17 protein-coding genes are annotated in these 18,232 nt (G+C 37.8%); 15 read left to right on the top strand and 2 right to left on the bottom strand.

The window, feature by feature from the left end; all coding sequences use genetic code 11:
- Window positions 1-355 precede the first annotated feature (355 nt).
- A complete protein-coding gene (gene gap, locus KG732_RS05695; RefSeq protein ID WP_213521500.1) occupies window positions 356-1,381 on the top strand; it encodes a type I glyceraldehyde-3-phosphate dehydrogenase in 1,026 nt (341 codons plus the stop codon).
- A 275-nt stretch (window positions 1,382-1,656) separates the two neighbouring features.
- On the opposite strand, the gene lpxK is transcribed toward gap, so the two are convergent.
- Entirely contained in the window at window positions 1,657-2,625 is a 969-nt protein-coding gene (gene lpxK, locus KG732_RS05690) for a tetraacyldisaccharide 4'-kinase (RefSeq protein ID WP_213521499.1), read from the bottom strand.
- A 47-nt stretch (window positions 2,626-2,672) separates the two neighbouring features.
- On the opposite strand from lpxK, the gene KG732_RS05685 reads away from it, so the two are divergent.
- From KG732_RS05685 to msrA, 3 genes are all read left to right on the top strand, one after another.
- The gene (locus KG732_RS05685; RefSeq protein WP_213521498.1) at window positions 2,673-3,764 is read left to right on the top strand and encodes a Nif3-like dinuclear metal center hexameric protein; all 1,092 of its coding nucleotides are present in this window, start codon (window positions 2,673-2,675) and stop codon (window positions 3,762-3,764) included.
- 3 nt (window positions 3,765-3,767) lie between these two features.
- Window positions 3,768-4,547, top strand: a complete 780-nt coding sequence (locus KG732_RS05680) for a C4-type zinc ribbon domain-containing protein (RefSeq protein WP_213521497.1) — start codon at window positions 3,768-3,770, stop codon at window positions 4,545-4,547.
- A gap of 156 nt (window positions 4,548-4,703) precedes the next feature.
- Window positions 4,704-5,321 carry a peptide-methionine (S)-S-oxide reductase MsrA gene (msrA, locus tag KG732_RS05675; RefSeq protein ID WP_300980360.1) on the top strand — a complete coding sequence of 206 codons (618 nt, stop codon included), beginning with the start codon at window positions 4,704-4,706 and terminating at the stop codon, window positions 5,319-5,321.
- Here msrA and KG732_RS05670 read toward each other — a convergent pair.
- Window positions 5,318-6,655 (bottom strand): NRAMP family divalent metal transporter, encoded by a 1,338-nt coding sequence (locus KG732_RS05670; protein WP_213521495.1) that lies wholly within the window; start codon window positions 6,653-6,655, stop codon window positions 5,318-5,320. The genes msrA and KG732_RS05670 overlap by 4 nt on opposite strands.
- A 217-nt stretch (window positions 6,656-6,872) precedes the next feature.
- Here KG732_RS05670 and asnB point away from each other — a divergent pair, with 217 nt between their 5' ends.
- The 11 genes from asnB to hisD all read left to right on the top strand — a co-directional run bounded on the left by asnB (window position 6,873) and on the right by hisD (window position 18,226).
- Window positions 6,873-8,534: an asparagine synthase B gene (gene asnB / locus KG732_RS05665; RefSeq protein ID WP_213521494.1), complete on the top strand. Its 1,662-nt coding sequence runs from the start codon at window positions 6,873-6,875 to the stop codon at window positions 8,532-8,534.
- Between the two features lie 194 nt (window positions 8,535-8,728).
- The gene (locus KG732_RS05660) at window positions 8,729-10,138 is read left to right on the top strand and encodes an anthranilate synthase component I family protein (RefSeq protein ID WP_213521493.1); all 1,410 of its coding nucleotides are present in this window, start codon (window positions 8,729-8,731) and stop codon (window positions 10,136-10,138) included.
- A 4-nt stretch (window positions 10,139-10,142) separates the two neighbouring features.
- Window positions 10,143-10,643 carry a hypothetical protein gene (locus tag KG732_RS05655; protein ID WP_213521492.1) on the top strand — a complete coding sequence of 167 codons (501 nt, stop codon included), beginning with the start codon at window positions 10,143-10,145 and terminating at the stop codon, window positions 10,641-10,643.
- Window positions 10,636-11,205 (top strand): aminodeoxychorismate/anthranilate synthase component II, encoded by a 570-nt coding sequence (locus KG732_RS05650; RefSeq protein WP_213521491.1) that lies wholly within the window; start codon window positions 10,636-10,638, stop codon window positions 11,203-11,205. The genes KG732_RS05655 and KG732_RS05650 overlap by 8 nt, the downstream gene beginning before the upstream one ends.
- A 1-nt stretch (window position 11,206) precedes the next feature.
- Window positions 11,207-12,199: an anthranilate phosphoribosyltransferase gene (gene trpD / locus KG732_RS05645; protein WP_213521490.1), complete on the top strand. Its 993-nt coding sequence runs from the start codon at window positions 11,207-11,209 to the stop codon at window positions 12,197-12,199.
- A 64-nt stretch (window positions 12,200-12,263) separates the two neighbouring features.
- Window positions 12,264-13,067, top strand: a complete 804-nt coding sequence (gene trpC, locus KG732_RS05640; RefSeq protein ID WP_213521489.1) for an indole-3-glycerol phosphate synthase TrpC — start codon at window positions 12,264-12,266, stop codon at window positions 13,065-13,067.
- A gap of 17 nt (window positions 13,068-13,084) precedes the next feature.
- Complete coding sequence (locus tag KG732_RS05635; protein ID WP_300980330.1) at window positions 13,085-13,702, top strand: phosphoribosylanthranilate isomerase; 618 nt, start codon at window positions 13,085-13,087, stop codon at window positions 13,700-13,702.
- Window positions 13,699-14,868 carry a tryptophan synthase subunit beta gene (gene trpB, locus KG732_RS05630; RefSeq protein WP_213521487.1) on the top strand — a complete coding sequence of 390 codons (1,170 nt, stop codon included), beginning with the start codon at window positions 13,699-13,701 and terminating at the stop codon, window positions 14,866-14,868. Before KG732_RS05635 ends, trpB begins: the two co-directional genes overlap by 4 nt.
- 145 nt (window positions 14,869-15,013) lie before the next feature.
- The gene (gene trpA, locus KG732_RS05625) at window positions 15,014-15,778 is read left to right on the top strand and encodes a tryptophan synthase subunit alpha (RefSeq protein WP_213521486.1); all 765 of its coding nucleotides are present in this window, start codon (window positions 15,014-15,016) and stop codon (window positions 15,776-15,778) included.
- A gap of 301 nt (window positions 15,779-16,079) precedes the next feature.
- Entirely contained in the window at window positions 16,080-16,931 is an 852-nt protein-coding gene (gene hisG / locus KG732_RS05620) for an ATP phosphoribosyltransferase (RefSeq protein ID WP_300980328.1), read from the top strand.
- Complete coding sequence (gene hisD / locus KG732_RS05615) at window positions 16,931-18,226, top strand: histidinol dehydrogenase (protein ID WP_213521484.1); 1,296 nt, start codon at window positions 16,931-16,933, stop codon at window positions 18,224-18,226. The genes hisG and hisD overlap by 1 nt, the downstream gene beginning before the upstream one ends.
- The last annotated feature ends 6 nt before the right edge of the window (window positions 18,227-18,232 follow it).

The raw sequence follows: 18,232 nt of genomic DNA, 5'->3' as shown, positions 1-18,232 counted from the left end.
TATAGAGAAGCCATAGAACACATTGATTATTACCCTGTAGTGGGTGAAAATAAAAAAGCCCTCTAATTTATATATGGAATGAACTTCTTTTTGAAATCAGCGTATTGAAATACAACGACAAATAACACCACATATTACAAAAAGAATTAAACGATCAAATGCTGCGTTTAAGAATTAAAGTACAGCCTGCTCCAATAAGTAACAACTCTCTTCAATCTTTATTGGGAATGGCACTTTCTTTTTTTACCCATTTTAATATCTTTTTCAGGTTCTTAATAGCCAAGAGCGCAGGTCTATTGATCTATTCCTATTTAAACAAAAAACAAAGAATCATCAAAACCTCTTTAAACGATACATGGTAAAAATAAAAGTAGGCATCAACGGATTTGGGCGCATAGGACGTACTTTTTTAAGGAATGTTTTTAACCATCCACAAATGGAAGTAGTGGCTATCAACGATCTCGCTTCTAATGAAGTTATGGCGCATCTGTTAAAATACGATTCCATTCACGGTGTCCTCGATGCTGAGGTGAGCTTTGATGAAAACTCTATAAGCATTAATAAACATCAAATATCCTTTACACATTGCAGTGATCTCAATGATCTCAAATGGAAAAATGTAGATATAGTTATTGAAGCCACTGGAAAGTTTAAAACTAGGCCTGAACTACAAAAACATATAGACGCTGGAGCTTCTAAAGTAATTTTGAGCGCTCCTCCTATTGAGGACGATATAAAAACAGTGGTGTTAAGTGTTAATGAGCACATTTTGACTGACGAAGACCTTATTTTTTCCAACGCGAGTTGTACCACAAATAACGCAGCACCTCTCATTAAAGTAATGAATGAACTTTGCGGTGTAGAACAAGCCTATATCACCACAGTACACAGTTATACTTCAGACCAAAGCCTGCACGATCAGCCACATAAAGATTTACGCAGAGCACGTGCTGCAGGGCAATCTATAGTTCCCACTACAACTGGAGCGGCAAAGGCACTGACTAAAATATTCCCTGAATTGAGTAACGTAATAGGGGGCTGTGGCATACGCGTACCTGTTCCTAACGGAAGCCTTACCGACTTAACGATCAATGTAAAAAAAGATGTGAGTGTTCAGGAAATTAATGAGGCGTTTTACGCTTTCGCGAAAGCGAATCCTAACACCTTTTCCTACACTACTATTCCGCTTGTTTCCATAGACATATCAGGAAGTCCTTACTCCTGTATTTATGATTCTCAAATGACTAGTGTTATAGGCAGAATGGTAAAGATCATAGGCTGGTACGATAATGAAAGTGGGTATGCTAACCGACTGAAAGATATGGTACTGCACACACAAAAATTAAGTTCTAAGAACAACATATCGACCACCTTTAACTAAAGCATGTTAATGTCCTGTTTTAAATAACTGAATATATTTGTAATTATCAACTTCCGTTTTGTCTCTTTGTCTCCTACAAAACATTATTTTTTTTACTCCAGTTTTGGGGATACCTGACGCTTACTACAGAAAAAAAATGATGCCTCAAAACCTATAAATAAAAAAGGATCTCAAAAGAAATTTTACGAGATAGGGCTTGATGACATCATCCTCTAGCCTTTTAAAATTTACCAATTCTTTAAAAAACACAAAAGGCATTCACAAATTGCGAAATTTTATAAGAGCGGTTCCTTACCCACAAATTCTGTTTGAATAGGCAAATAGTAAAGATTTTTAAGTGCATACTTTTTCAATCTCATAAAATCCTTTTCTGTTGTGATGACTATTTTTTTGTTCCTAATAGTTTCAACTTCTTGCAACGAAAAATGATGATGATCACTATACTGTAAGTGTTCTAGTGTCAGGAAATTTTTTAAATACTTTAAAAGAGGTTTTGGATTTGCGATCCCTGTGACAACGGTGACCTGTTTACCCTTGAGTTCATTGATGGAAAGGCCATGATCTTGACCTTGAAGAGTTTTTGAATACGTTATGTAAGAAAAACATAGCTGTTGATTTGGAATCAGGTTCAGTTTTGTCTTAATTAGCTGTATTTCATGATTAGAAATATCCGGCGGACATTTAGTAACGATAATGGTTTGTGCCCGACGGGCTCCCTTACTAGATTCTCTTAAATTACCAGCAGGAAGCACATGGTCATCTACGTACAACAGGTCATATCTAGTCAATAAAACATAATGATGGGCTTTTACATATCTGTGTTGGAAGGCGTCATCAAGTAATATAACTTCTAACCGATGTTCTTTAAGAAGCCTTTCAATTCCTTCAACTCTTTTTTCACAAACCGCACTTACAATTAAGTCTTTAAATTTTCTTTTTATTTGTAGCGGCTCATCTCCTGCTTTCTCTGGTGAATCATTTTCAGAAATCTCCAAATAGCCAGAAGTAGTTCTACCATACCCCCGACTCAATACACCTATCTTTTTGCCCGTAAAATGTTTGATAAAAAACTCAATCATAGGGGTCTTGCCTGTTCCTCCAGTACTCAGATTACCAACAGCTATAATAGGAACCTCGTATTCCTTTTGCTTTAGAATCCCCTTATCAAAAGCATAATTTCGCAAGGAAGTGATCCCGTCATAAAAAACAGAAAAAGGATATAATAAAAGTCGTAACTCTTGCATGAGTTCAAAAGTAGGTTAATTTTACAACAGACATAAACATTACTATTATGAAGATTAAAGATGTTATAGCACATCTAGAAGTACTTGCTCCAAGATTTTATGCAGAAGACTTTGATAATACCGGGCTACTGACCGGAGAAAAAACCACCGATGTAACAGGGATCTTAGTAACACTAGATTGTTTAGAAAATGTAGTTGATGAAGCGATTGAAAACAAGTGTAACCTTATAGTAAGTTTTCATCCGATTATATTTTCTGGTTTAAAACACTTGCAGCCTAATGACTATGTGCGCAAGGCTGTTGTAAAGGCTATTAAGAACGATATCGCCATTTACGCAACACATACCGCTTTAGACCTTGCAAAGGGCGGGGTGAGTTATAGGATGGCTCAAGAAATGGGACTGAAGAATGTTACCACATTAATTCCCAAGACCCAACTCATTAAAAAACTAGTTACTTACATACCCACGGACGATTTTGAAAAGGTGAAAGAGGCTCTTTTTACAGCTGGAGCCGGAGCATTAGGCAATTATTCAGAATGTAGTTTTTCTAGCATTGGTCAAGGTACTTTTAGAGGAAATGAAATGAGTAATCCTCAACTAGGGGAGGCATTAAAAAGAAATACGGTTTCAGAAAAGGAACTTTCTATGACCTATTTACCCCATTTAGAAGCTGCCGTAAAAGCTGCCTTAATAAATTCTCATCCTTATGAAGAGGTCTCTTTTGAGATTTCCACCTTAGAAAACAGTTATCAAAACATCGGAATGGGGGTTATTGGTGAATTACCAAAAGCCGTATCGATAGAGGATTTTTTAATAAAAACAAAGTCTGTGTTCCAAACTGGGGTTGTAAAACATTCCTTTTCACAAAAGAAAACCATCAAAAAAGTCGCTTTATTAGGGGGCTCAGGAGCATTTGCAATAAAACATGCCATGCAATCTGAAGCAGATGCCTACATCACTGCCGATCTAAAATACCACGATTTTTTTCAAGGTCAAGACCTCTTATTATGTGATGTAGGACATTATGAGAGCGAGCAGTTTACAAAAAACCTTTTACATGAATATCTTAAAGAAAAATTTAGTAATTTTGCAGTCCTTTGTGCACAAGCGCGAACAAACCCAGTTAATTATTTTTAAAAGATGGCAAAAAAGACCGAGGCTACTGTAGAAGATAAGTTAAGAGAACTTTACAACCTACAATTAATCGACTCTAGAATTGATGAAATACGCAACGTGCGTGGTGAATTACCTCTAGAAGTACAAGATCTTGAAGATGAAGTAGAAGGATTAAAAACTCGATTGTCTAAATTAGACGCTCATTCTGATGACCTTATTGAAAAAATTAGGTCCAAAAAGAATTTGATCGAGGAGTCTAAAGCTCTTGTTACTAAATATACAGATCAACAAAAAAATGTGCGTAACAACCGCGAGTTCAACTCTCTTTCTAAAGAAATAGAATTTCAAGAACTAGAAGTGGAGCTTGCTGAAAAGCACATACGTGAATTCAAAGCGCAAATCGAACAACAAAAAGAAGTGATCGACAAAAGCAAGGAACGCCTTGATGAAAGAGCTAACCACTTAAAACACAAAAAATCTGAACTTGCAGAGATTCTTAAAGAAACTCAAAAAGAAGAAGAAACACTTATGAAAATGAGTGACGATTACTCCCAGTCAATAGAAGAAAGATTGATCAAAGCGTACACTCGAATAAGAACAAGTGTGAAAAATGGCCTAGCCGTTGTCCCTATTGAAAGAGGTGCCTCGGGTGGTTCTTATTTTACCATTCCACCTCAAGTACAAGTGGAAATTGCAAGTCGCAAAAAAATAATCACTGACGAACACTCAGGAAGGATTCTTGTCGACGCAGCTTTAGCTTATGAACAAGTAGAGCAAATGGATAAAGTATTTGCTAAAATATAGCAGCGATTTATTGTATTGAAAAATCCCTTTATCTACTCTGATAAAGGGATTTTGTTATTTAACCCTTTTTTAATACTCTTCTCGTTATTCTCAGCATATTTTTATACCTACAATAACATAGATATGAAAATAATACCGTTCTTCACGCTGCTGCTCATGGCATCAACATGCGCTGATTCAGACAAAGGGATTGAACAAGCAATAAATACTGAACCAATACAAGTGCCTTCTCAAAATGGCATGCAACGCGCCTACTTTGCCAGTGGGTGTTTTTGGTGTGTAGAAGAAATATACGAAGGTGTAAAAGGTGTCAATGAATCTATATCTGGCTATTCTGGAGGGCATACAAAAAACCCAACCTATGAAGACAGCAATACTGGTAAAACTGGTCATGCTGAAGCTAATGAGGTCGTTTATGACCCACAAGTCGTTTCTTTTAAAACACTGGTAGACGTTTATTTTGCCTCACAAAATATCGAGCAATTGAATGGACAAGGACCAGATAACGGTTCTCAATACAGGAGCATCCTTTTTTATCAAAATGATAATGAAAAAAAGATTATTGAAGCTAAAATCGCTGCGCTTACTCAAGAAGGATTTAAGGTGGCTGCTGAAGTGAAGCCGTTTATTAAGTTTTGGAGAGCCGAAGATTATCACCAAGATTATGCTCAACTACATCCTTCTCAAGCCTATATAAGAGGTGTTTCTATACCTAGATTTAAAAAGTTTGCAGCAAAAATGCCCGAGCTGATTAAAGATAGTGTCAAGCACTAATCAACCATTCCAAAATAGTACCCCATATACACAAGTGACAAAATGCTCAAAGTAACGATTCCCAAAAGAGAAATTGCCCTCATGATAAATTTAGGTCGATGCTCTTCCGGGAATTTTTTTCTTGTTACCAATCTATAATTTAAAGTGGCAACAATAGGTGCAAATAGAAAAGACAGAACAGTAGCAATATCTACGAGTAACAGAAAACCTTTAGGGTTACCACTTAACCCATAACAAAGACTAAAACCTCCCAAAGCAGTAACACTTAAAGCAGCTAGATGCCACTTTTCATCAGTTACTACACCTGCTTTGAAAAGCACCTCGCTAGTTCTTTTTAAGGCCCTAGAATACCCGTCTAAAACGCCTAGACTTGTACCGTACATGATACAAAAAGCAGCAGTTGCAATAACATAATACGACCATTCTCCCATGGCAGCAGTAAATAAATGAATAACTTGATTAGCAAACCCTGCACTTCCCGAAATAATAACCGTATCCGTTCCATACACTAAATAAGAACCCAATGTGAGAAACATCACTGCAAGAACCGCACTGATCCAATAACCTAAAGCAAATTCACGAGTTGCCTCTTTGACAGAAGATTGATAACCAGAGGCTTTTTGCTTCTCCAGCGTCCAAAGGCTGTTCCATGTACTTAAATCTACCGCTGTAGGCATCCATCCCATAAGTGCAATAGCGAAAGGAAGGGTGCCAATAGACCATATTTCAGGAGCTTCAAATTGATCTGATGGCGCAGCCGATCCTTTATAAAGAACAAGAATAAAAGAAATGGCCACGCCTAAAATCATTACCAAACCAACTAATTTAATAAAACCATCCAAAAATTGATACTTCCCCCAGGCAAGTATCAAGAAAGAAGACCCTATAATCAATAGAAGAGGTAACAACCTATAAGCAGTTTCATGGAGCTGAAACAGTTCCTGCATAAAAACAGCAGTCACTTGAAAAACTGCTGCACTCACAAAAAACAAGCTCACCACCATCACCAAAAAATAAGTGAGAATAGCCCATTTACCTAAGCTCCTATAACCGTCGATAAGGCTCTCACCTGTTCCTGCTGCATAACGGGTTCCGTACTCAAAAAATGGGTATTTTAAAATATTAATACCCACTATCACCAGTAAAAAACCAAATCCATATATCATTCCAGCACGAGTGCTTTGCACCAAGTGACTGACTCCTATAGCAGTACTCGCAAATAGCAAGCCTGGACCTAAAACCTTGAAGAATCGATTCATATAAGCAATATAAAAATATTTTGAGGAGTTGGTTAAATTTCGCTTTCGCGAAAGCGAAATTAAAGCTCCATTCATTTCAACACGAAAGCGTTATAGTTACATATTATAGTTTTAAATTAATGAATCTGTTGATTATAAACGATTTTTAATTATGTTTGTCTCGTTATGTCAATAAATAATAATTTCAGAACTAATAATAATCCTTAGCTAATGTAGGGTAGTCTCTGATATTTAAAATATTCAAAAGGTCTACTTCTCAAGTAGGCCTTTTTTCATTTAAAAAATTAAAATTATGTGTGGTATTGTAGGAATGTTTCGGCTGAAGAAAGACAGTCAAGAGCAGCGAGAAAAAATCTTAGAGTTATCTAAAAAATTAAGACACAGAGGTCCAGATTGGTCAGGAATCTATTGTGGGGATCATGCGATCCTGGCTCATGAGAGATTAACTATTGTAGACCCGCAATCTGGAGGGCAACCCCTTTACAGTCCTGACGGAAAAGTTGTTTTGGCAGTAAACGGCGAAATTTATAACCATCAAAACATACGTGATCAATACCCCAATTATGATTTTAAAACAAAATCTGACTGTGAGGTCATTCTTGCTTTATACCAGGATAAAGGAGTTGATTTTATGGATGAGCTCACCGGTATGTACGGTTTTGCGCTTTATGATATAGAAAAAGATGTTTACTTGTGCGCAAGAGATCATCAAGGAATGATCCCTCTGTATTACGGTTATGATGAGCTAGGTCAGTTTTACGTCGCTAGCGAGCTCAAAGCACTGGAGGGAACTTGTAACCAGATCGCTCCATTCCCTCCGGGACATTATTATTATAGTGACACTGTTGCGTTTACTAAATGGTACGACAGGGACTGGAAAGATTATGATGCCGTTAAAAACAATACAAGCTCTGTAGCCGATTTAAAAAAAGCAATGGAAGAAAGTGTTCACAGACATTTAATGAGCGACGTACCCTACGGCGTATTGCTCTCTGGAGGCCTAGACAGCTCTATTGTTAGTGCTGTTGCAAAAAAATACGCTTCTAAACGAGTAGAATCTGGCGACCATGCAGATGCCTGGTGGCCCCAATTGCACTCTTTTGCTATAGGATTAGAAGGAAGCCCTGACCTTGCTGCTGCACAAGTAGTTGCAGACCATATAGGTACCGTACACCACAGTGTGAATTTTACTATTCAAGAAGGACTCGATGCGATCAAAGACGTCGTTTATTTCTTAGAAACCTATGATGTAACTACCATCAGAGCCTCTACTCCTATGTATTTACTCGCAAGAGTAATTAAATCAATGGGAATTAAAATGGTGCTTTCTGGAGAGGGAAGTGATGAACTATTTGGAGGCTATTTATATTTCCACAAAGCTCCCAATGCAGAAGAGTTCCACAAAGAAACTGTACGCAAACTGGATACCCTGCACCTTTATGACAACCTAAGAGCAAATAAATCTTTGGCGGCATGGGGAATTGAAGGCAGAGTACCCTTTTTAGATAAAGAGTTTATGGATGTGGCCATGCGTGTCAACCCTAAAGATAAAATGTGTGGAAATGGCAAAATGGAAAAACACCTATTACGAGAAGCATTTGAAGATGACCTTCCTACAAGCGTCGCTTGGAGACAAAAAGAACAGTTCAGTGATGGCGTGGGGTACAGCTGGATCGATACTTTAAAAGAAGTAGTTGAAAATGTGGTAACAGATGAGATGATGGAAGCTGCTCCTTTTAAATTTAAGATCAATCCGCCGCAAAGCAAGGAAGAATATTATTACCGCAGTATCTTCTCTGAGCACTTTCCTAGCGATGCCGCTGCCAACTGTGTACCTTCCTTAAAATCAGTAGCTTGCTCTACACCGATTGCCTTGGAATGGGATGAAGCATTTAAGCATATGAATGATCCCTCTGGACGTGCAATAAGTGGCGTTCACGACAAAGGTTATTAAAATCATCTAAAATAGTTGCGCCTTTCAATTACCGTGATTACTTTTGACACATAATGAAAAGAACTAATCATACATGGTGGTGGAATTATACAGCTCAACAGCCGTAAAGTTGCCCGTATGTTTTTAATAAACTTAAAAGGTCTACTTAACGGTAGGCCTTTTTTCTTTTAACTAGTATGGAACCCTCATTAAGAATGAATCACATTCAAGACACCTTTACACCTCGCAGTACACAACAAGTCATCCTTGCAGATACGCTTACTCCTGTTGCTATCTACATGAGGTTACGCGATCGCTATCCCAATAGTATTCTTTTGGAGAGCAATGAATATGGACAACGCAGCAATAGTTATTCTTTTATATGTTGTAATCCAGTAGCCACTTTTGAGGTAAATAAGAAAGCAATTAAATCGAGTTTCCCAGACCACTCCTTCACATCACAAGAATATTCATCTGCTTTTGACCTCACTTCTGGATTGAATGAATTTAAAAACTCATTTGCTCAAGTTGAAAATGAGTTTCCTTTTCCGACCAATGGTCTTTTTGGCTACCTAAGTTATGATGCGGTACAACTATTTGAAGAACTGGAATTTCGCTTTCGCGAAAACGAAACCGACAATATCCCTCTCGCTCATTACCAAGTGTTTCAAAATGTAATGGCTTTTGATCACTACCATAACCAGTTGTATGTTTTTGATCATTCTTATGCTAATCATGAATGCAAACTAGAAGAGCTACTAGCGGTCATTAATCATAGGGATGTAGCTCACTACAGTTTTAAGTGTACCGAAGAGGAGACTTCAGAAATGAAAGATGATGATTTTAGAGAACTGGTAAGGAAAGGAAAAGAGCACTGCCATAGAGGTGACGTTTTTCAAATCGTGCTCTCTAGAAGGTTTGAACAAGCCTTTCAAGGAGATGATTTTAATGTGTACCGACAGTTGCGAGCCATTAATCCTAGCCCGTATTTATTTTATTTTGATTACGGTGATTTTAGAATATTTGGGTCTTCTCCAGAAGCACAATTACTAATTTCTGGAACCAAAGCCAGTATTCAACCTATTGCAGGAACTTATAAAAGAACTGGAAACGATACCGCTGATTTAAAAGCTGCAGAGGAATTAAAAAAGGATCCCAAAGAAGCAGCAGAACATATGATGCTGGTAGATCTCGCCCGAAATGACTTGAGTCGCCATGCAAAAAATGTGGTGGTAGAGGATTATCAAAATATTCACTTTTATTCTCATGTTATTCATATGGTAAGTAAAGTCAGTGGCCTCATAAATGAAAAGGATAAAATTCAACTTATTGGTGATACCTTTCCAGCGGGTACCTTAAGTGGCGCCCCTAAATTCAGGGCCATGCAATTGATCGATCACTATGAACAATCTTCGAGAGAATTTTATGGGGGCGCTTTAGGTTATTTAGGATTTGATGGTAATTTTAACCACGCCATTATCATTAGAAGTATCTTATCAAGAAAAAACAAACTGCTATTTAGAGCGGGAGCCGGTGTTGTAGTAGAAAGCAATATAGAAAACGAAACTCAAGAAGTCTATCATAAAACCAATGCACTGAGAAGTGCTATAAACAAAGCAAATTAAAATTATGAAAACAATTAAAATAGTAAGTGGCATTTTATTTATTTCAACAATACTTTTTTCTTGTCAAACGGATAAGAAAGACCTTATTGATGTCAAAATTATCGAAAAAGATGGCCTAGAAAACATGACGTACCTCCCCCATTTGGAGTTTAAAGAAATAAAAGATAGCGCACTATTCCTTTTTGATGAGAAAGATTACTACCGAATTTTTACAAGCGAAATAAAAGTGACCCTGCCTATTTATCAAAATGATATTATAAAAGTAAGGGTTTTTACTAGAAGCCAATTTGTTGACAACAGAAATGAATATGGATTTTTAGTTCGAACGTACAGTAAAGATGGCAAAATTAAAGATGAAATGGTGATCGCATCTACCATAGGTGATCTAAGCTGTGAAGGGAAAATAACTTCTGACCTTAGGATTGTCACCTATTGCCCTGAAGGTGAAAAAACAATTGCCCAAATTGAAAAAGATGGGTCAATAAAAACCTTAGAAAATGAGTAAGAATATCTTATTAATAGATAACTACGATTCTTTTACGTACAATCTTGTTCACTACTTAGAGGAATTGGGCACGCAACTTACGGTGGTGCGCAATGACAAAATCACCCCTCAAGAATGTGAATCCTATGACGCTATCGTGCTTTCTCCAGGACCGGGAATCCCAAGTGAAGCGGGCAATCTGATATCGATTATTCATCATATGAAAGATAAAAAACCTCTTTTAGGGATTTGCCTAGGACATCAAGCCATTACCGAGGTCTTTGGCGGGAAAATCATCAATCTTGAAAAAGTATATCATGGGGTTGCTACGCAAATGTCACATTATGGAAATGAAATTTTTAACGATATAGATGCAGACTTTGAAGCGGGTCGTTACCATTCGTGGGCTGCTGAAAATGATAGCTTTCCTGCTGTTTTAGAAATCACTGCCACCGATCAACAAGGACAGATTATGGCATTAAAGCACAAAGAATTACCTATATATGGCTTACAATTCCATCCAGAAAGTATCATGACACCTCAAGGAAAAACCATGCTGAAGAACTTTATAGCAACCTTATAGAATGAAGGATATCTTAAATGAATTGTTTCATCACGGCACACTTTCAAGAAAAGCGGCTTATGATATACTGACAGCCATTACCAGCGGCACGGTTAACGATGCACAAATAGCAGCTTTCCTTACTGTTTATGGAATGCGCAGTATCACCGTACAAGAGCTCGCTGGATTTAGAGATGCCATGCTAGAGCAAGCAAATCTCATTGATTTAAAAGAGTTCCATCCTATAGATTTATGTGGCACTGGCGGTGATGGAAAAAACTCTTTTAACATAAGCACAATCGCTAGTTTTGTTACTGCTGGAGCAGGTATTCCCGTAGCAAAACACGGTAACTACGGTGTGAGTTCAGTAAGTGGCTCGTCAAATGTAATGGAACACTTAGGATTTGTTTTTTCCAATGATCATGATGTTTTAAAAAAGCAAATTAGCGCAGCAAACATTACATTTTTACACGCACCACTTTTTCATCCAGCGATGAAAGCAGTTGCACCCATTAGAAAACAACTAGGTGTGAAAACTTTTTTCAATATGCTAGGACCTTTAGTCAATCCAGCAAAACCAAAATTACAAAGCGTAGGTGTTTTCAATTTACAACTTGCCCGCAACTATGAATACCTTTTTCAATCGGAAACTGATAAAAAATATGCCATTATACACGCACATGAAGGCTATGATGAAGTCAGTCTTACTGGCAAAGTGAGACTTGCTAGAAATAATGGGGTAAGCGATTTATCTCCTGTAGATTTTGGCATGCATCTTTTAAATCCATCTGATATTTACGGTGGAGAAACCGTTGAAGACGCTGCTCATATTTTTATGAATGTTCTTAATAATAAAGCTACTGCTCCTCAAAAAAATGTAGTGATCGCAAATGCTGCAACAGCTATTTCAGTGGCAAAAGATATAGAAATTATAGAAGCAGTAGCACTAGCTAGAACATCTTTGGAATCTGGGAAAGCTCTGGAAAGCTTTAAAAAACTAATGGAACTCAACTAGTAACGGCCTAACGCATTTTGTAAAACAATCAAGGGGGGAAGCTGTTCTACCCAAAAAACAAAACATGGAAGACATCCTTAAAAAAATAATTGCTCAAACCACTCAAGATCTAAAAGCTAGAAAGAAAACGACCTCTCTTTCTGAGTTAAGAGACATGCCCGCCTATTCCAGAAAAGTAATTTCATTGTACCAAAGCCTAAAAAACGGCAGCGGTATTATAGCCGAACACAAAAGACAAAGCCCTAGCAAAGGTTCTTTTAAATGTCCTAGGAGCCTTGAAGAAGTCGTAAAGGGGTATGAAAAGGCTGGAGCAAGTGCCATAAGCTGTTTGACCGATCAGCCCTTTTTTGGCGGCACATTACAAGATTTAATCAATGCTAGAGCTGTATTGAACATTCCAATATTGCGTAAAGATTTCATGATAGATTTATATCAAGTTCATGAAGCAAAAGCATTTGGTGCAGACGCTATTCTTCTTATAGCAGCCTGTTTGAATAACGAAGAGCTTAAGACGATGTCGTTAGAGGCGATGAATTTAGGATTGGAGATTCTTTATGAAGTGCACGATTTAGAAGAACTCACTAGAATAAAAGAGGTTACAGATGCATTTGCTATTGAAAAATATGTGATAGGTGTCAACAATCGAGATTTGAAACGATTCCAAACAGATATTCAAAACAGTAACAACCTATTACCTCACTTTCCTCCAGGTGTTATCGCCATATCAGAAAGTGGCATTTCAAATCCAGAAGTGGTGAAGGAACTTAGGACTTTAGGCTTTCAAGGCTTTTTAATAGGTGAAAACTTTATGAAAACAGAGCAGCCTGGAGCAAGTTGTGAGCAATTTATAAAAGCGATCAACTCATGATGATTAAAGTATGCGGTATGCGCGACATAGAAAACATCAACCAGTTACAGGAATTGGACATAGACTTCATGGGGCTTATACGTTACCCAAAATCCAAGAGGTTTGTCTCTGATGAGCAAAGAGAAAAAATAGCTCAACAAACCATGAACAAAGGAACGGTCGGTGTTTATGTAAACGAAACCTTTGAAAACATCCTTCAAGATATCATCCCTTTAGAATTAGATGTTATTCAATTACACGGCGATGAAGATGTCGCTTTCGCGAAAGCCTTACTAGAAATAGATCTTAAAATATTTAAAGCCTTTCAAATCACAGAAGGTTTTGATTTTGATGGTTTAACAGAGTGGCAAGAGCTCGCAAAAACCTATCAAGGAAAATTATTCTTTTTGTTTGACACAGCAACGCCAGATTATGGTGGTAGTGGCAAGAAATTTAATTGGCTTATTCTCGACTCCTATAAAGGAGAAGTTCCCTTTTTATTAAGTGGAGGCATTTCAAAAAGTGATGCTGAACCCATTAAAAAAATAAACCACAAAATGTTTTTAGGAGTAGATCTCAACTCAAAATTTGAGTCAGATCCTGGTCTTAAAAACATAGCAGAATTAAAAACATTCATAGAAAAACTAAGAAAATGAGCTATCAAGTAGATGAAAAAGGATTTTATGGAGAGTTCGGTGGTGCATTCATTCCAGAATTGCTCTATCCTAATATTGAAGAACTTCAAGAAAATTATCTGGAGATTGAAAAATCACCAGAGTTTCAAAAAGAGTTTCATCAATTGCTTAAAGATTACGTAGGTCGGCCTACACCACTCTTCCTAGCAAAACGGTTATCAGCTAAGTATGGTGCCGAAATCTGGTTAAAACGAGAAGATTTATGTCACACTGGTGCACATAAAATTAACAATACCATTGGACAGATCCTACTTGCTGAACAACTAGGCAAGAAAAGAATCATTGCAGAGACAGGTGCCGGACAACACGGTGTAGCCACTGCTACGGTTTGTGCGTTAAAGGGCCTGGAGTGTATCGTCTACATGGGTGAAAAAGACATCAAACGTCAAGCGCCTAATGTTGCCCGTATGAAAATGCTAGGAGCAACAGTACGACCTGCTACCAGTGGTTCTAAAACTTTAAAGGATGCTACTAACGAAGCCATGCGCGACTGGATCAACAACCCAGAAAACACCCATTATATCATAGGTTCTGTAGTGGGACCACATCCATATCCAGATATGGTAGCTCGTTACCAATCGGTTATTTCTCAAGAGATCAAAAACCAAATGCAAGGCTTGCCAGATTATGTAATTGCCTGTGTGGGTGGTGGATCAAATGCCATGGGTGCTTTTTATCATTTTCTAGATGATCAAGAAGTACAGTTAATAGGTGTAGAAGCCGCTGGTCTAGGTATTCATACCAATAAAACAGCAGCTACCTTGACCTTAGGAACTCCGGGGGTATTACACGCCAGTCGTTCGATCATGATGCAAGATAAAGATGGACAGGTGGTCGAGCCGCACAGTATTTCTGCTGGATTAGATTACCCTGGAATAGGTCCTGCTCATGCTTGGTTAAAAGTATCTGAACGGGCACGATATATGGCAGTAACTGATGCCGATGCGCTTATCGCAGCCGTAGAAGTAAGCCGTATGGAAGGAATTATTCCTGCTTTAGAAACCGCTCATGCCTTTTCGGTATTGAAAGACTTGGAGTTAAAACCTACCGACCGAGTAGTGATCAACTTATCTGGTCGTGGTGATAAGGATATGAACACCTATATGGAGGAGTTGAATTTGCTTTAAATTTTTATCCTTTCTAAAAACCTAATTTCTTCCTTAGGTGAAGGAAGAACAAACACATCAATCCATCGCAGGTGATCCTTTCAAAAAGGTCACTGACTTCATCCTGAATCCATGTAATGAGCAGGTAAAAAAAGAGGAATGCATTATGAAAAACAAACTCACAGAATTGCTCCAAAACAAGCCTGAAGGCTTATTAAATATATTCTATACCGCTGGATATCCTCAATTAGAAGATACCACTACCCTACTAACTGCCTTAGAATATTCTAAAGTAGACCTAGTGGAAATAGGAATACCATTTAGTGACCCATTAGCTGATGGCCCTACTATCCAAGAAAGTAGTAAAATTGCTCTAGAAAACGGTATGTCTATAGAGAAATTATTTTCTCAATTAGAAAAGCATACGGTAAAAGTACCTTTGCTGTTAATGGGGTATTGGAACCCCGTAATGCAATACGGGTTGGAAGCATTTTGCAAGCGCTGTCATGAGGTTGGAGTAGATGGTTTGATCGTACCTGACTTACCCATGTCCATTTACCAGACCGAATTTAAAGAAGTGTTTGAAAAATACCACATCAGCAATATATTTTTAGTAACTCCGCAAACATCAGATAAGCGTATTCGAGAAATAGATAAAAACTCTAACGGGTTTATCTACGCTGTAAGCTCTGCAAGTACGACAGGTTCTAAAACCGACTTTTCTGCAGCGGCAGACTATTTAGGTAAACTCAAGGGAATGAACCTTAACACTCCTATTCTTACAGGTTTTAACATCAAAAACAAACAAAACTTTCAAGACGCCTGTGAGTATGTGAACGGTGCTATTATAGGAAGTGAGTTTATCAGACAGATAACCGATGTAGAAGACATTTCTCATGCAGCTGCAACTTTTGTTGCCTCCATCAAATAATTCAAAAAGTCGATCAACGGGGGTGTTATTTAAAATTGAGTTAAAACCTACCAATAAAATAGGATAAACTTTAAATATTCACTTTTCAGACTTATGTTTGCACTCTAATGAAAAATAAAAACCTATACCATCATCATTCTTTTACTTACCATCAGGCGAGGTAAAAAGGTATGGATGTATTTCAAACATATTTAAAAACCGTCTGTTTCAGACGGTTTTTTTTGTTTTCTTAAATTAGAAAACCTTAACATATCTGTATACAGCTTAAACAACATTCTCCTATAGAATGGCAACAAAAATTATGATCAGAATAGCAGTACAAAAATCAGGAAGACTATCCGATAAATCTTTGCAACTTTTAAAAGATTGCGGAATCAAATTTGACAATGGTGGTCGCAAATTATCTACTCAAGCAAAAAATTTTCCTATGGAAATTCTTTTCTTACGTGATGATGATATTCCACAATATGTAGCAAATGGAGTTGCAGATTTAGGAATTCTGGGACTGAACGAAGTAGAAGAAAAAAATCAAAAAGTAGAGGTGATCAAACAACTAGGCTTTGCTGGTTGTAGGCTGTGCCTGGCCGTTCCAAAAGAGGTGACTTATACAGGTCTGGAATGGTTCCATGGTAAAAAAGTAGCCAGTAGCTATACGACCATCGTAAAAAAGTTCTTTGCCGATAAAGGTATCAATGCGACTACCGAAGAAATAGGCGGGTCTGTAGAAATTGCTCCAGGAATAGGGCTGGCCGAAGGTATTTGTGATATCGTTTCTACGGGTTCTACCCTGCTCATGAATGGACTTAAAGAAGTAGAAACAGTGATGTATAGTGAAGCTGTTTTAATTTCTAATCCCAACCTGAACTCCGAGAAAAACGACTTGTTAGGCAAATTGCTATTCAGAATAGAAGCGGTTCAAAATGCTCAAAAAAACAAGTACATTTTACTTAACGCACCTAATGATAAGATTGATGAAATATCAGCACTTTTACCTGGTATGAAAAGCCCAACAGTCTTACCACTAGCTGAGGAAGGCTGGTCAAGTTTACATTCTGTTATTGAAGAAAATGACTTTTGGAATGTGATTGATCGGTTAAAAGAGGCTGGTGCGCAAGGAATATTAGTAAGTCCAATTGAAAAATTAATTGCCTAATGAAAATTATTTCTAATCCAGACTATTCGCAACAACAGCAATTATTAGAACGTCCTCAACAAGAACGCGCTCAAATGGAGACTGCTGTAAAAGACATCATTCAATTGGTTAGAGATAATGGTGACCAGGCCTTATTTGCTTTTGCAGAGAAATTTGACAAAGCAACACTTAGTGTTCTTAGAGTTACGGAAAAAGAAATTGAAAAAGCGAGCGAACAAATTGCTCCAGAATTGAAAGCAGCTATTCAAACGGCTTATCAAAATATTTACAAATTTCACGAAGCTAATTACACAAAGGAGTATCCGGTTATAGAAACCATGCCCGGAATGACCTGCTGGAGAAAATCCTTACCTATTCAAAAAGTAGGCTTGTATATCCCTGGTGGCTCTGCTCCTCTTTTTTCAACGGTTTTAATGTTGGCGATTCCTGCCAAAATAGCTGGTAATAAAAAAGTCGTTTTATGCAGTCCGACTGATGCTCTTGGCGCCATCAACCCTGCTGTATTGTACACCGCAAACCTTTGTGGAGTAACGGAGATCTATAAAGCTGGTGGAGCGCAAGCTATCGCTGCAATGACTTATGGAACGGAGAGTATTCCCGCAGTAGATAAAATTTTTGGACCTGGAAATGCCTTCGTCACTAAAGCCAAAGAACTGGCTCAACAACAAGGGGTAGCCATCGATATGCCCGCTGGACCGTCAGAAGTGTTAATCATCGCTGACAAAGATGCCAATCCAGCATTTGTAGCTTCTGATCTTCTTGCCCAGGCAGAACATGGACCAGATTCTCAGGTCATCCTTTTAACAGACTCATTGAGTTTAAGCGAGGCTGTGAATACCGCATTAGAAATACAACTAAGCACGCTTTCGCGAAAGCAAACAGCAGAAAAAGCTATTGAGAACAGCAAAACTATAGTCTTAGAAAACATAGAAGAATGCATCAATTGGTCGGATGCCTATGCACCAGAGCACTTGATTATAAATACTGTAAATGCTGACGAAGTAGCAGAACAAATTCAAGTAGCTGGTTCAATTTTTATAGGTTCTTATACCTGTGAAAGTTTAGGAGATTATGCCAGCGGAACCAATCATACCCTGCCTACTTATGGATATGCCCGCAATTACAGTGGTGTGTCGGTGGATAGTTTTGTAAATAAGGTTACTTATCAAAAAGCCACCGCTCAAGGTATCAAAAACTTAGGCCCAGCCGTTGAGCAAATGGCAGCTGCAGAAGGTCTTGACGCACATAAAAATGCGGTGTCTATTCGATTAAAGAGCATTGAGAATAACAAATAAAAGATT

Origin of the sequence: Nonlabens sp., from assembly GCF_018401815.1 — a bacterium.
Classification (GTDB): Bacteria; Bacteroidota; Bacteroidia; order Flavobacteriales; family Flavobacteriaceae; genus Nonlabens.
This window is presented reverse-complemented; position numbering and strand designations above follow the sequence as displayed.

What these genes read in the sequence shown, in the direction of transcription:
- hisG (WP_300980328.1), top strand. Translation starts at nt 16,080, where the DNA reads ATGATCAGAATAGCAGTACAAAAATCAGGAAGACTATCCGATAAATCT.
- msrA (WP_300980360.1), top strand. Translation starts at nt 4,704, where the DNA reads ATGGCATCAACATGCGCTGATTCAGACAAAGGGATTGAACAAGCAATA.
- KG732_RS05670 (WP_213521495.1), bottom strand. Translation starts at nt 6,655, where the DNA reads ATGAATGGAGCTTTAATTTCGCTTTCGCGAAAGCGAAATTTAACCAAC.
- trpA (WP_213521486.1), top strand. Translation starts at nt 15,014, where the DNA reads ATGAAAAACAAACTCACAGAATTGCTCCAAAACAAGCCTGAAGGCTTA.
- trpD (WP_213521490.1), top strand. Translation starts at nt 11,207, where the DNA reads ATGAAGGATATCTTAAATGAATTGTTTCATCACGGCACACTTTCAAGA.
- KG732_RS05680 (WP_213521497.1), top strand. Translation starts at nt 3,768, where the DNA reads ATGGCAAAAAAGACCGAGGCTACTGTAGAAGATAAGTTAAGAGAACTT.
- KG732_RS05660 (WP_213521493.1), top strand. Translation starts at nt 8,729, where the DNA reads ATGAATCACATTCAAGACACCTTTACACCTCGCAGTACACAACAAGTC.
- trpB (WP_213521487.1), top strand. Translation starts at nt 13,699, where the DNA reads ATGAGCTATCAAGTAGATGAAAAAGGATTTTATGGAGAGTTCGGTGGT.
- KG732_RS05655 (WP_213521492.1), top strand. Translation starts at nt 10,143, where the DNA reads ATGAAAACAATTAAAATAGTAAGTGGCATTTTATTTATTTCAACAATA.
- KG732_RS05635 (WP_300980330.1), top strand. Translation starts at nt 13,085, where the DNA reads ATGCGCGACATAGAAAACATCAACCAGTTACAGGAATTGGACATAGAC.
- hisD (WP_213521484.1), top strand. Translation starts at nt 16,931, where the DNA reads ATGAAAATTATTTCTAATCCAGACTATTCGCAACAACAGCAATTATTA.
- KG732_RS05685 (WP_213521498.1), top strand. Translation starts at nt 2,673, where the DNA reads ATGAAGATTAAAGATGTTATAGCACATCTAGAAGTACTTGCTCCAAGA.
- trpC (WP_213521489.1), top strand. Translation starts at nt 12,264, where the DNA reads ATGGAAGACATCCTTAAAAAAATAATTGCTCAAACCACTCAAGATCTA.
- asnB (WP_213521494.1), top strand. Translation starts at nt 6,873, where the DNA reads ATGTGTGGTATTGTAGGAATGTTTCGGCTGAAGAAAGACAGTCAAGAG.
- KG732_RS05650 (WP_213521491.1), top strand. Translation starts at nt 10,636, where the DNA reads ATGAGTAAGAATATCTTATTAATAGATAACTACGATTCTTTTACGTAC.
- gap (WP_213521500.1), top strand. Translation starts at nt 356, where the DNA reads ATGGTAAAAATAAAAGTAGGCATCAACGGATTTGGGCGCATAGGACGT.
- lpxK (WP_213521499.1), bottom strand. Translation starts at nt 2,625, where the DNA reads ATGCAAGAGTTACGACTTTTATTATATCCTTTTTCTGTTTTTTATGAC.